Below are 14,122 nucleotides of genomic sequence, written 5' to 3' on the forward strand. Positions count from 1 at the left end.
TAACTCGTAATTTTAATTCTTTACTAATTTACTATTACTTCCAACGTCGTAGGCAATGACCGTTCTACACCGTCCGGTCCTTTAGCACGTACCCGGGAGATATAAAACCGTTTTCCGCGGGATAAACGCCGGAACATATCTTTCTGACGGGATGAGAAATTAGAGCCGGACGAAACTTCCGGAACCGCATTACCCATATTATCAAAAAAAGTAGTTTCAAAGCCAAGTACCTGGAAGTTTATATTCAACAGTCCGTCATCGATAGCAGCAACAATACCTTCCGTATTCATCAACACAGCTTTCGACAATCCGCTTCCACCTCTGTAACGCTTCAAATTACCGTTAGCATCCTTATATTCGATGAACGGAGAAGGGTCGGGCAATTGGCGCACCCGGTAAGAATGATCACCCATCACCTGTGTACGTCCGTCTACTGTTGCAGTGACCCGTATCACGGCCTCTTTACCGATGGTTGCAGGCCGTGCCACATATCCATTGGCTACCCGCTGCAGGGTACCATTCCCATTCACAATGCTTGCCTGCACCTGCCCGCTCGGTACTCCCGGAACAGATATACTGATCGGGTTGTCATATCCGGCATACAATACATTCATCAATGTTGCCGACACCGTAGCAGAAGGTTCTACCACCGTATATTTCTGTGAAAAATCACGCCGCAACACATCTCCGTTTCCATGATTCAACTCCAGATATCCGGCAAGCGTAAATTCCCCTGTATTGTTGCATACCGTTTCATACAAGCCATGAGCCTCTTCCGGTAATTGCTTGTCACCGATAAATATAGAAGGACGCTGAGTCGTATCTACGGCTGCCAAAATAATCTGTGCACTCAACTTTCCTCCCCGCACAACATTCTGCGAACTTGGAATCACATAGGCATTGATCTGGTTCACACGTACATCATGTACATCGATATCTTTTGTCAGCGTATGGAGGACTTCCCCCTCGGCATAGCGCACATCACTCTGCAATTTGGTCAGCAATGTAACGGCAGCTGCAACCGGAGTACCTTCAAAAAGACGGGGAATATTCAACGTAAGATTATCACTAATAATTTTTTTCTGCACCGGATCTTCTATCAGTGCCAAAATTTCATTTTTATATTGACTTATGCCTAATGCCAACTCTTTACCTTTCCCGGTACGCGGAGAAAACATCACATAGGAAGCTGCTTCCAAATCTTCCTGATTCGATTCGTTGATCTTTGCCTTTAAATCTCCTACAAAAACATAGAGCGAGTCGGATATCCGCTTTACATGCATTGCTTTCTCATACCACGGCCCCACTTTCTCCGGATTCTTCTCCATATATTCCGCCAGCGAATTATAAAGAGAACGGTTCTGTTCGGCAGAGTTGGAGGTAGAACGCGTCAGGCTTTCGTCCACAAGAGTAAAACCACGCAACACATCCGATGATACGTTGAGTGCCAGCAATGCCATAAGAACTATATACATAAGGTTTATCATCTTCTGGCGCGGTGTCTGTGATCCAAAACTCATAATCGTTCTTTTTTATTTAGAAGTCATAGCCTGCAACATACGAGCATATACTTCATTAAGTTCTTCAATCTGACGAGCCATTCTGCGGGTTTGTTCATGTACCTGATCGATGGTTCCTATCTGTGTGCTGACACTACGCAACTGCATTTCGTAGATAGCATTGATACCGGCAAGGTTCTTGCTGAGCATATTCATCTGTTCTGTGTCTTGTGAAACACTTTGTGCCTGCTCTGTACAACGGGAAAGCATCTCGGTCATTGCTTTCAACTGCTCCAAATAAGCTGTGGTAGCTTCCTCCATTTCCGGTGTGATAGGCGGGGCCGACGGAGCAGCAGGAGCAGGCTGAACAGTTTGAACAGGCTGAATTGGCTGAACCGGCTGGCCGGCAGGCATCGGAGATATATTCTGAGAACCGGTCTGTATCGGAGTACCCGCCTGCATAGCACTTCCTCCTTGCACCACTACAATCGAAGGGCCTCCCCCTGCAATCCTATTTCCGGCAGGTACATCATCCGCAGACGACATTCCGGAAAATTCCGTATTATCGGCAACAGCATCACCGGACACAATATTTCCGGCTTGTATGTTTCCTCCCAATGATACAGAAGCCCCTGCATTGGTGCCATCCCTTTTCACTCCCGAAAGATCGAAAGCCGAAAGGAAAAATATCAAAACCTCCGTACCCATCCCGGCAAATAGCATAAAGTTAGCTCCCGGCAAATGAGTCAACTTAAAAAGTGTACCCATAATTACAACCGATGCTCCCCAATTATAAGCATAATTCATAATCGTCTGTCCTTTAGGAGTAGACATAAAATCTTGTATTTTCTGCCGCAGGCTTCTCTTGTTTTCTCTATTTGTCATAATTACCTTCCTTTCTTATTATAACCAACTTGTGTACGCACGCACCGGAAACCGATATAGGAACGTTGTTCATTCTGATATTCCGAAGCACGGGCATCCGAACGGATAAGGGCATTCACGTCTTTCCATGAACCGCCGCGAATCACTTTCTTCTTCATACGGTAAGGATCTTCAACAGCAGCATTGTATTGCAATTCCGGATTAAAATCGTTCATCGACATCACTCCTGATTCAGTATAAACAGTCGATGTCCATTCGGAAACATTACCAGCCATATCATACAACCCGTTCACATTAGGAGAATAGGCACCTACACGAGTAGTTATCAGGTTACCGTCTTTGGTATAATCACCCTTGCCCGGTTTATAGTTGGCTTTATAACATCCTTTTTCATCCTTGGTCTCTTCATCCGACCACGGATACTTATTACCGTCACGTCCACGCGCGGCAAACTCCCACTCCACTTCTGTCGGGAGCCGATAACGCTGTATGAATCGCGCCTGTCCTTTCAAACCAGCCATTAAATAGTTCGTACGCCACACACAGAAAGCATTCGCCTGTTCCCAGCTAACTCCTACGATCGGATTCTCATTGTAACTCGGATGATTGAAATACAACCGCATGTACGATTCATTATTCGCATTCGGAAAATCATTCACCCAACATGTCGTATCTGGATAAACGTTGATTATATAACTGTTCAGGAAATCCCATTCGCTGGAGAGAGGCCGCGTAATCGTACGATTCACAATACGACCGTCATCATCAATATAAGCCGTATCTTTGGAGATCATGATCACCTCGTCCGGATTAACTTCGATATCTGTATTCTTATTCCGTTCATTCGGATTCAAACGATTCCGACGCTTGGCAGCTTCCACATAATCAAAAACCTCATAATAATAGTTCATCTGAGAAGCGTCCAGCATCGTCGTACCATCGATCGGATGCTTTTTGTATACACTCTGAATCGCCATCAACTCATCTTCCGTAGGCTTTTTCCAAGGAATGGGTTTCGACCAGTTCAGATATGGCTTGATAGGATTACCCTCCCGGTCTTCTTCGATTTTATAAGCTTCATTACCTCCGTACGCAGGATCTGCCAGACGTTCACGGATAATAGAGTCGCGCACCCAGTACACAAATTGCTTGTATTCAGATACCGTTACTTCTGTCTCATCCATCCAAAAAGACTCAACCGAGATTTCCTTTGTCGGCACAGGTGCTCCCCAAAGTGAGTCCTGTTCTTCCGGTCCTATCTTAAGAGAACCGCGTTTTATCAGCACCATACCATAAGGAGCCGGCTCGTTCCATGCCGTGACACTGACGCCTACCACTTCTCCGCCGGTACCGCCACCTCCTGCCATGCGTCCCATACACGAAGAAAGCAAAGCGACCAGTAACGCCACTGCTATACAGTTTTTACTTTTCATCCTTTTCTCCACAATTATAAGATTCGTACACTCTTATGTTTATTCTTACTTTTCTTAAATAAATTGATATCCATCGCATAACTTACTATCAAATCGTGACTGCCATTCCCGATTCCGATTTTTGACGTATAAGCTTCGTAAGCATATCCCACCGTCACTCCACGAATCGTAGCTCCGATACTTACTGTAAAGGAAACTCCCGGTGAATAAGTAAGCCCTCCGACAAAAACTCTTTCATTAAAAGTATACAATACACGTCCTGTCAGATCGGCTCTTACCTTATTTAAATCACTCTGTAATAATAGCGACGGTTGTATGGAAACTAACGGATTACGAGTCTGAATATTGTATCCGCCAGTGAAATAAAGCATTGGATCAATCTTTAGACTACTCGTTGCACCGGCCTCTGTAGTCCCCATTTCTATGGTCGGCGAAGTAAGGTGATGTCCGGAGAAGCCGACATAAAATTTCGGATGTGAATAAAATCCTCCGACCCCCAAGTCAAGCCCCATACCATTTTTCTGTTCCGTCGGAAAAGCAGGGTCCTCCTGCTTATCTTCTCCTAAATAGATATTTTCCGGATCAAACGAGACACTGACAAAACCCAATTGTAATCCCACGCCCAGCCTTCCTTTTCCAATCTGGTGTTTATAAGAATATTGCAGCCAAACACGCTGGTTGCGAAAAAGACCGATCGCATCACTAAAAAATCCCGCTCCTGCTCCATGTTTTTTATTAAACAGCGAAAAAGGCATATCTGCTCCAAAATACATCGTACGGGGTGAATGAGTGAAACCCATCATCTGCATGGAATAAGTTCCGGCGATATTTAGTTTATCTGTTTGTCCCGCCCAAGCAGGATTATAGAAGCCCTTCAAGTCCCAATATTGATTGAAGTGCACATCAAACTGCGCTTTGACCTTTGATGAGGTAAATAAAGCCAAAGTGGTGAGAATACATATAAAAAAAAACCGGTTCATCAGTATAAAGAACTACAAAACCGAAAAAAAATTGTGTGAAAGAAATAAATCAAGTATTTTTCTGTTAATCAGACTTTCCAAAAATAAAAGAACGCCCCTTAACTAATGTCGTCGTTTCCATATTTCCACATCTTTTTTATTACTATACTTTTAGAAGACAACCTGATTTGAAAAAGCATTGGATAAAAAATAAAAAAATAATTTATTCAAAACAAATGCCCCGAGAATAATCGTATCTTTGCCTTTGCTCATGAAGAGTTTAAACAATTAATAAACAAGGTATTATCATATAGCCATAAAATCTAATGTAAAAAACACCCGGATGTTGTCGGTAAGAACATCCGGGTGTTTTGCATAACAACATGGGGATGTTTTCACCAGAAACATCCCCATGTTGTTATTGTTTCATGCTAATATCTGATGTGTACTGGATTTAGTTGACAACTTCGATTGTTATTACTGTATTCGTTCACTCAACAATTTTCAATACCTGAATAGGTTTACATTTCTGTTTGTTAGCCCTACTGTAGTTGTCCTATTTGGATTTCCAAATATAATGCTAATTATTCTATTTATTCCAATGTTGTTGAACTGATTTTTGTTATTATCTCGTTTGCCAAGAAATATCCTTGGTCGGGGATCGCCGTGCGGCAAGGGGCGTGACCACCCGTCCCGACGAGCACAACCTGAGTCGGGGCACTTTCATACCTTCTCCTCCTTTATAATTTCCATTGGTGTGCGCATTTTCAAAGCTTGGTGTGGCCGGATATTATTATATGTGTACACAGCCTGTTTAATACGTTCTTCCACCTGGTTAAAAGTCTCCTTCCCGCAGTCAAAGAGCCATCCGTTCTTAATAGTATTGTTCATCCGCTCGGCCAATGCATTATGCAGAGGATCACCACACTGTGTCATGCTTATGCTTATATGTTGTGCTTTTAACGTGTCAACGTATTGGTTTGAGCAGTATTGAACCCCACGGTCTGAATGATGTATCAACCCGCTGATGTCTATCCCGTTCTCTCTGTAAAACAGGAAAGCTGACTCCAAAGCTTTCATCGGGCCTTCCGTTGTCAATGAAGGACAGAACGAATAGCCTACTATTGCACGACTGTGGCTATCAGTAAGCAAGGACAGGTATGCCCAGCCATCCCTGGTGGAGACATAGGTAATATCTGCCACAACCATACTTCCGCTTGTGCTTGCTACGAACTTAGGTGTCGTGTTCAGCAAATCAGGATATATATAATAATTATGATTGGAGTTCGTTGTTTTGGGACGTACACGCTTCTTCCTCTGGACCAGACCATTAGAGCGGAATATCTCATAGCACTGGTCACGACCTATCACCATTTTCTCCTTAAAGTAACGAACACAGCATACATATAGCTCACGCATACCCGATTGGGGCATTAAAGTTCTTAATTCTTTGCAATACAGAACAATACTTGTCTTCAAAACATTAACTTCACACTGTCTGTCCACATGTTTATAGTAACCTTGTCTGGTTATGCCGAAGTAACCACAGAGTCTGTTCAGACCACCGCATTTACGGTTGACCGAGCCTCTCTGTGACAAGGTGTCGATTACTTGGCATCTGAGTTTTTTCGCACGGGGATATGATAGGTCTGCTCTGTCAGATCAATTAGCACCTCGCAGGCTTCATGAAGCATCTTTGTCGTATCCAAATCCCGTTGAAGTTGACGGTTAGACTTGTGTAACGTTTCATTTTCAGCACGAAGCTGAGCAATAAGGGCCGCTGAGTCTTCGTCTATCAGCTGTGGATCAATGATGGATTTTTGCATCTTAGGATCTTCTATCTCGTACATTTTCATCCAGCGGGACAATGTACCTAAACTTAATCCATTACGTCGTTCAAATGTTTTCCGACGGTCGGAGTTGGAAAGATACTCGCGAATATAAGACTTACTTTCCAATTCTGTAAACTTTCTGTGAGGTTTTCTTTTGGTTGACATACTTTTTTTGATTTAGAAAGTGTCAACTTATTCAGTACACTACAATCCTCAATCTTAAAAACCTATCATCAAATTACCGAAAAATATATAGTTTATATATGGAAAAGTAAGTATCACTCATATCTTCTTTTTTAGAGATTGATTTGTTTCTCTATTTAGGTAAGAACGAATAATATTTGAAATTCTATTATATCCATAAATCTACTCTCATAAATAATGTATGACAGTTGTTCTTCAACAAACCGACAATCATCATGTACTATCCCCCTGAAAGTAGATTCCCACATTTATCCTGATCCAATCAAAATCAGCCATTATTTATTAGACTTAATATCCAACTTTACCGGTTTGATCATATTTTCTGGTTTCAAAATAGTATCGAGATCTTTCTTTGAAAGAATGCCGTGCTCCAATACTAATTCATAAACACCTCTGCCTGTTTCAAGAGCCTCTTTGGCTATCTTTGTGGAGTTCTTATAACCAATTACAGGATTAAGCGCAGTAACCACACCAATACTGTCGTGCACATAACGACGACAGACTTCTTCATTCGCCGTAATGCCATCGATACATAAAGTACGCAAGGTATCAAATCCGTTCATCAACAGATCCGCCGACTCAAAACAGCACTGCGCCATCACAGGCTCCATAGCATTGAGTTCCATTTGTGCTGCTTCACCACTCATGGCTACACAAAGGTCGTTTCCAATCACTTTATAGGAGACTTGATTCATCACCTCGGGAATCACCGGATTGACCTTGCCCGGCATAATAGACGATCCGGGTTGCATGGCAGGAAGATTAATCTCCCCTAAGCCACAACGCGGACCGGAAGCCAACAGACGCAAGTCATTACAAATCTTATTCATTTTCACAGCAACACGCCGCATAGCCGATGAATACCCCACCATGGCGGAAGTATCCGAAGTGGCACCCACTAAATCTTCGGCCAGCTTGATATCCCAACCGGTAATTTTGCGCAGAGCTTCAATACATTTCTCTGCATATTCCGGTTCGGCAGTAATTCCGGTCCCGATAGCGGTAGCCCCCATGTTGACTGTCAGAAAATCCTGTGCTGCAAAATCCAAATTCTTAATCTCATCACGAAGAATGCTTGCAAAGCCGTTAAATGTCTGCCCCAAAGTCATCGGTACGGCGTCTTCCAATTGGGTACGCCCCATCTTGATAATATGTGCAAACAGAGTAGCTTTCTTCTGAAAAGCCTCGATCAATTCACTGAAATGTTTCACTAATTTGAGATGGGTATAGTACATGCCAAGATGTATAGCCGTGGGATAGGCATCATTGGTAGATTGTGAACGGTTCACGTGATCGTTGGGTGAGCAGTATTGATATTCTCCCCGCTGATGTCCCATCAACTCGAGCGCACGGTTTGCTATCACTTCATTGGCATTCATATTGGTAGTCGTTCCGGCACCGCCCTGAATCATATCCACCGGAAACTGCTCATGATGTTCGCCTTCAAGAATTTCTTTACAGGCCTTAAGAATAGCATCCACCTGTTCCTTTGTCAATAAGCCGAGTTCATAGTTAGCAACTGCCGCCCCCATCTTGGTGATAGCAAGCGCATTTATAAACAAGGGATACTCGTTTAAATGGAATTTACTGATACGGAAATTTTCAATTCCCCTTAATGTCTGAACACCGTACAATGCATCTGCCGGTACTTCACGACTACCGATCAAGTCACTTTCCGTACGGGTTTCTCTTGATAAATTCTGTTCCATAATTTCTATTTTTAATAGGATATTTTTTATTTGTTCTAATATAATAACCACCCCCGGCTGTTATTGTTTTAATAAATATGCAAAAACCATTCAACGTTTTTTTTGTTGTTTAAACTACAGTAACAGATTTCAGTTACCTTTGTCAGAATTCTTAAAAGAAATGATATGATTTTACAATTAGCATTCGTATTAACTGCAATTATTGTCGGTGCCCGTTTGGGCGGCATCGGACTCGGAGTAATGGGAGGCGTCGGGCTTGCCATACTTACTTTCGGCTTTGGATTACAACCCACAGCCCCTCCGATAGATGTCATGCTGATGATCGCTGCCGTAATCTCGGCAGCTTCGTGTATGCAGGCCGCAGGCGGTCTCGACTACATGGTAAAACTTGCTGAAAAGTTATTGCGTAAAAATCCTTCTCACGTTACTATTCTAAGTCCGATCGTAACCTATTTGTTTACGTTTGTAGCCGGAACAGGGCATGTTGCCTACTCCGTTCTTCCGGTAATAGCAGAGGTAGCTACCGAAACCAAAATCCGCCCGGAAAGGCCCCTCGGCATTGCCGTTATCGCTTCACAACAGGCCATTACGGCAAGTCCCATATCGGCAGCAACCGTAGCCCTGTTAGGCTTATTGGCCGGATTCGATATTACTTTATTCGATATTTTAAAAATAACGATTCCTGCAACTATTATCGGTGTATTGGTAGGAGCTTTCTTCTCGATGCGTGTAGGAAAAGAGTTAGTAGATGATCCCGAATATCAGAAACGTATAGCAGAAGGACTCATCAAAGAGCACAAAGTAACCATTAAAGATGTGCAGAACAAGCGTCACGCGTTGGTTTCCGTACTTATCTTCATACTGGCCACTATATTTATTGTATTTTTCGGATCGTTTGAAGGGATGCGCCCTTCTTTTCTGATAGACGGAGAAATCGTTACGTTAGGAATGTCGTCCATCATTGAAATTGTGATGTTATCGGCAGCCGCACTGATCCTTCTGTTCACCAAAACGGACGGTTTGAAAGCAACACAAGGCTCTGTTTTCCCGGCCGGAATGCAGGCAGTAATAGCGATTTTCGGTATTGCCTGGATGGGTGATACATTCCTGCAAGGAAATATGGGTGAACTGACCCAATCTATTGAGGGGTTCGTGCGTGAAATGCCTTGGCTATTCGGTATCGCGCTGTTTATCATGTCCATCTTGCTTTATAGCCAAGCTGCCACTGTACGGGCATTGATGCCCTTAGGAATTGCTTTAGGCATTTCTCCTTATATGCTTATTGCCATGTTTCCGGCTGTCAACGGATATTTTTTCATACCCAACTACCCCACAGTGGTAGCAGCTATTAATTTTGACCGTACCGGTACAACAAAAATAGGCAAATATGTGTTGAATCATTCCTTTATGATGCCCGGTATCGTATCGACAGTGGTGGCCATCGTACTGGGACTTCTGTTCATACAAATTTATTAAACTGTAATATATTAAACCTAAACAACCATTCAGTCATGAAAGAATTAAAAAAATTAAGCCTGGTAGTAGTCGTGTTATTACTATCCGCAACCGCAGCTCTCGCTGCCGGAAAACCTAACATCCACATCCTCGCAACCGGTGGAACCATTGCCGGAACAGGTACCTCGGCCACTTCTACAAACTATACAGCCGGCCAAGTAGCTATCAGTACCCTTCTGGATGCCGTTCCGGGATTGAACGATATTGCCAATGTGACCGGTGAACAGATTGTAAAAATCGGTTCACAGGACATGAATGATGCTGTTTGGCTCACGCTTGCCAAAAAGATAAACGAATTATTGAAACGTTCGGATATAGACGGTATCGTGATTACCCACGGAACAGATACCATGGAAGAAACTGCTTATTTCCTAAATCTGACAGTAAGAAGCAATAAGCCGGTGGTGTTGGTGGGAGCCATGCGCCCTTCTACCGCTTTAAGTGCAGACGGTCCGCTCAATATTTACAATGCCGTAGTCACCGCAGGTGCCAAAGAATCCATAGGTAAGGGCGTATTGGTAGCCATGAACGGCCTCATCTTAGGAGCAGAAAGCGTTCAGAAAATGAACACGATCGACGTGCAGACTTTTCAAGCTCCCAACTCCGGAGCTTTGGGGTACATCTTCAACGGAAAAGCCTATTATAATCAGGCTCCATTAAAGAGACATACCCTACAATCCGTTTTTGACGTGACCTACCTGGAATCACTCCCCAAAGTAGGTATCGTCTATAGTTACTCAAACATAGAAGCCGACATGGTAACTCCCCTGTTGGAAAATGGATATAAAGGTATTATCCATGCAGGAGTAGGTAATGGAAATATTCATAAAAACATTTTCCCTGTACTGATTGATGCCCGTAAAAAAGGAATACTCGTTGTCCGTTCTTCCAGAGTACCCACCGGTCCTACAACGCTGGATGCAGAAGTGGACGATGCCCAATATCAGTTTGTTGCATCTCAGGAGCTAAATCCGCAGAAAGCACGCGTATTACTCATGCTTGCATTGACCAAAACCAATGACTGGAAAAAGATACAGGAATATTTCAATGAATACTAAAATTAGTGATTGGTAGTGAGTGATTAGTAAATTCACTTATCACTAATCACTAATTCATTAACCTAACTGTTTATGAAAAAATTAATGTTTATGCTACTCATTTTGGGTAGTATTCAGGGGGTATATGCCCAAAGGACAGAGAAGAGTAAGAAATTCATGGTTGATAAAACGCTATTTGAGGAATTGACCGATGTAAAAAAGAAATCGGATAAATTCAACCTTTACCTCAATATGCAAGGAGGATTTGATGCAAACTTCAGAGACGGATTCGAAGAAGGGACTTTCAAAATGAGGCAGCTACGTATCGAAATGAAAGGAAACATCAACAACTGGCTCTCTTACCGCTATCGCCAACGCTTGAACCGTTCCAACGACGGAGGCGGAATGATTGATAATGTTCCTACTTCCATCGATTATGCCGGAATCGGAATAAAGCTGAACAATCGCTTCAACCTTTTTGCCGGTAAGCAATGTACCGCCTACGGTGGAATTGAATTCGATCTGAATCCGATCGATATCTACGAATACAGTGATATGATCGAGAACATGAGTAATTTCATGACCGGATTGAATATCGGCTATAATCTGACCTCCACCCAGCAGCTTAATCTACAGATATTGAACAGCCGGAACGGCTCATTTGACAGTACCTATGGAATTACCGAGAATGAAGAGGGGAAACTGCCCGACTTGAAATCAGGTAAACTCCCACTGGTATATACATTGAACTGGAACGGAACTTTCAACGATATATTCAAGACCCGTTGGTCTGCTTCTATTCTAAACGAAGCAAAAAGCAAAAACATGTATTACTATGCATTAGGTAACGAGTTGAATCTGGACAAGTTCAATATGTTTCTCGATTTTATGTATGCCCAAGAAGGGATAGACAGAAACGGAACAATCACCGGAATTGTCGGGCGCCCCGGCGGACACAATGTTTTTGATACTGGTTATCTGTCGGTAGTCACCAAGCTGAACTACCGTTTCCTACCCAAATGGAATGTATTCGTAAAAGGGATGTACGAGACCGCTTCTGTAACTAAAAGCACAGAAGATATCGCTAAAGGCAATTACCGTACTTCCTGGGGCTATCTTGCCGGAGTAGAATATTATCCGATGGAAACAAATCTGCATTTTTTCCTTACCTATGTAGGACGTTCGTACAACTTCACCTCCCGTGCCAAAATACTGGGACAAGAAGACTACTCCACCAACCGCATATCCGTAGGGTTCATCTGGCAAATGCCTGTATTTTAAGCATAAATAAAAAATACCCGGAAGTTTATCACTACCGGGCATTTTTTTATTTGTGTCATTTTTTCAGAATCAATACTCCTCCTCGTTGAAAAAGAAGTCTTCCTTACTCGGATAATCCGGCCATATATCTTCTATACTTTCATAGATTTCGCCCTCATCTTCCATTTCCTGCAAGTTCTCTATTACCTCAAGAGGAGCTCCCGAACGCATGGCATAATCAATCAACTCATCCTTAGTTGCCGGCCAAGGAGCATCTTCCAACTTTGATGCTAATTCCAATGTCCAATACATAAGCTATAAGTATTTAAATTGTGAATATTAATCTTAGGTTTCTATTTTTCGGCAAAAGTATAACAAAAAATTTCACTTGCAACTATTATTCCAAAATATTTCTTCTTTTCCCTCGTTAAAATTGATTTTACGTGATAAAATGAATAAATAATCTGATAATCTGTTTACATAAGCTAACAATTCAGGAGAAATTGTACTACTTTCGGACAGAGTAAGTATCCGCCGTTCGGCACGCCGGCACACCGTACGGCAGATATGACAGACGGCAGCACCGGCCGCGCCACCGGGAAGCACAAAATTACTCAAAGGGGGAAGGATTTCGTCGGCAGCATCTATCTCATGTTCAATCTGCTCCACATCGGCAGGGGTAATGATGCTGACTTCATTCAACCGTACTTTGTCTTGATCGGTAGCTAGGTGAGAGCCTATAGCAAACAATTTATTTTGCACATGCAAAAGAAATTCCCTATCATGCTCTTCATTGAGATAAGTGATCAATAATCCAAGATTAGCATTCAGTTCGTCTACCGTACCATAGGCCTCCAGACGAATATGTGTTTTCGACACGCGTGTTCCTCCAATCAATCCGGTAGTACCACGGTCTCCGGTCTTTGTATATACAAGGCTCTTCTTCATAATCATCGTTCTTTAGGAATTCATTTTATATGGTTAACACACAAATATAATCAGAAGTTGACTATATAGTGCTGTTTTATCTTTGTTTTATCAAAGAAAAGAATCCCCACGTCATAAAGATCAAAAGTAATACCTACCCGATCATCCGCTTTCAATCGCTCCCAAAGGTTCTTCATTGCTTTGGAATAATGAATGCCACGAATCACGAAAACACTCTGCTGAACGACCCGTGCAAGACAAATACGAAAAACATCTTCCACCAGAACCGGACTCTGATGACAATGTATATAAAGAAAATCTACGGGTACGTCCGCTTCCAGAAAAAGTTCGGAAAGCTCGGAAGCAAACGTATAATCGGCAGTTGCCTTTCCGGATTGCAAATACAAAGAAGAAGAGGATGGAGTACCAAAATCGATAATCGTACCGGGTTGTATCCTGTTTACCAACCGGAACAACAGACGCTTTACTTTAAGAGACTCGTTTCGCCATCCTTTACCATGATTCCTCTTCTGTTTTTTTTCTTCCTGCGCCAATTCCTTATAAGCGTAATAAGGAGTTTTCTCGTAGAAAAGACAAGTGATCAATTCAAAGGCAAAAGGGGAATGTACGCCATATCCACAGCGATGGCGCACACGGGAAAGCCAGATAAAAGGCCGTTTTAAAGCAAGTATGATGTTCATAGCGGGGTATACTGTAATATTTTGCAGCAAAGATATATTTTTTAGTTCATAGAATCCACCAGATACCGAAATGTTATTAAGGATCGGCTTATTCAAACAATGACAATTATGAAAATTTCTCCTAATAATCGGAAAAGAAAAGCACAAAGACAATCACTCCC

Annotated in this window: 13 protein-coding genes; 3 read left to right on the forward strand and 10 right to left on the reverse strand. The window is 42.6% G+C overall.

The genetic code is table 11. The features are described from left to right. Positions 1-23 precede the first annotated feature (23 nt). The 7 genes from porM to RB604_RS02275 all read right to left on the reverse strand — a co-directional run bounded on the left by porM (position 24) and on the right by RB604_RS02275 (position 8,521). Complete coding sequence (porM, locus tag RB604_RS02245) at positions 24-1,520, reverse strand: type IX secretion system motor protein PorM/GldM (RefSeq protein ID WP_055295719.1); 1,497 nt, start codon at positions 1,518-1,520, stop codon at positions 24-26. Between the two features lie 12 nt (positions 1,521-1,532). Then, on the reverse strand, positions 1,533-2,384 hold the full coding sequence (gene porL, locus RB604_RS02250; RefSeq protein ID WP_005928938.1) for a type IX secretion system motor protein PorL/GldL: 852 nt from the start codon (positions 2,382-2,384) through the stop codon (positions 1,533-1,535). Positions 2,385-2,386: 2 nt separating this feature from the next. Continuing rightward, a complete protein-coding gene (gene porK / locus RB604_RS02255) occupies positions 2,387-3,817 on the reverse strand; it encodes a T9SS ring complex lipoprotein PorK/GldK (protein ID WP_005928935.1) in 1,431 nt (476 codons plus the stop codon). A 14-nt stretch (positions 3,818-3,831) separates the two neighbouring features. Further along, complete coding sequence (locus tag RB604_RS02260; RefSeq protein ID WP_005928933.1) at positions 3,832-4,797, reverse strand: PorP/SprF family type IX secretion system membrane protein; 966 nt, start codon at positions 4,795-4,797, stop codon at positions 3,832-3,834. A 702-nt stretch (positions 4,798-5,499) separates the two neighbouring features. Continuing rightward, positions 5,500-6,375 carry an IS3 family transposase gene (locus tag RB604_RS02265; protein WP_129649191.1) on the reverse strand — a complete coding sequence of 292 codons (876 nt, stop codon included), beginning with the start codon at positions 6,373-6,375 and terminating at the stop codon, positions 5,500-5,502. Positions 6,376-6,383: 8 nt separating this feature from the next. Further along, positions 6,384-6,773, reverse strand: a complete 390-nt coding sequence (locus RB604_RS02270) for a hypothetical protein (protein ID WP_309008395.1) — start codon at positions 6,771-6,773, stop codon at positions 6,384-6,386. A 314-nt stretch (positions 6,774-7,087) separates the two neighbouring features. Then, complete coding sequence (locus tag RB604_RS02275) at positions 7,088-8,521, reverse strand: aspartate ammonia-lyase (protein WP_005928928.1); 1,434 nt, start codon at positions 8,519-8,521, stop codon at positions 7,088-7,090. 165 nt (positions 8,522-8,686) lie between these two features. Here RB604_RS02275 and RB604_RS02280 point away from each other — a divergent pair, with 165 nt between their 5' ends. From RB604_RS02280 to RB604_RS02290, 3 genes are all read left to right on the forward strand, one after another. Continuing rightward, positions 8,687-9,997, forward strand: coding sequence for an anaerobic C4-dicarboxylate transporter family protein (locus RB604_RS02280; RefSeq protein ID WP_055293673.1), 1,311 nt, complete (start codon positions 8,687-8,689; stop codon positions 9,995-9,997). Positions 9,998-10,032: 35 nt separating this feature from the next. Further along, positions 10,033-11,094: an L-asparaginase 2 gene (gene ansB, locus RB604_RS02285; RefSeq protein WP_005928916.1), complete on the forward strand. Its 1,062-nt coding sequence runs from the start codon at positions 10,033-10,035 to the stop codon at positions 11,092-11,094. Between the two features lie 72 nt (positions 11,095-11,166). Then, the gene (locus tag RB604_RS02290; protein ID WP_007480055.1) at positions 11,167-12,354 is read left to right on the forward strand and encodes a porin; all 1,188 of its coding nucleotides are present in this window, start codon (positions 11,167-11,169) and stop codon (positions 12,352-12,354) included. A 69-nt stretch (positions 12,355-12,423) separates the two neighbouring features. On the opposite strand, the gene RB604_RS02295 is transcribed toward RB604_RS02290, so the two are convergent. The 3 genes from RB604_RS02295 to RB604_RS02305 all read right to left on the reverse strand — a co-directional run bounded on the left by RB604_RS02295 (position 12,424) and on the right by RB604_RS02305 (position 13,961). Next, positions 12,424-12,645 (reverse strand): DUF2795 domain-containing protein, encoded by a 222-nt coding sequence (locus tag RB604_RS02295; RefSeq protein WP_002558131.1) that lies wholly within the window; start codon positions 12,643-12,645, stop codon positions 12,424-12,426. Between the two features lie 72 nt (positions 12,646-12,717). Next, on the reverse strand, positions 12,718-13,281 hold the full coding sequence (locus tag RB604_RS02300; RefSeq protein ID WP_005928910.1) for a cob(I)yrinic acid a,c-diamide adenosyltransferase: 564 nt from the start codon (positions 13,279-13,281) through the stop codon (positions 12,718-12,720). A 50-nt stretch (positions 13,282-13,331) separates the two neighbouring features. Then, entirely contained in the window at positions 13,332-13,961 is a 630-nt protein-coding gene (locus RB604_RS02305; RefSeq protein ID WP_005928907.1) for a Cdc6/Cdc18 family protein, read from the reverse strand. Between the last annotated feature and the right edge of the window lie 161 nt (positions 13,962-14,122).

The sequence above is a fragment of the Bacteroides salyersiae genome (assembly GCF_031172035.1).
Classification (GTDB): Bacteria; Bacteroidota; Bacteroidia; order Bacteroidales; family Bacteroidaceae; genus Bacteroides; species Bacteroides salyersiae.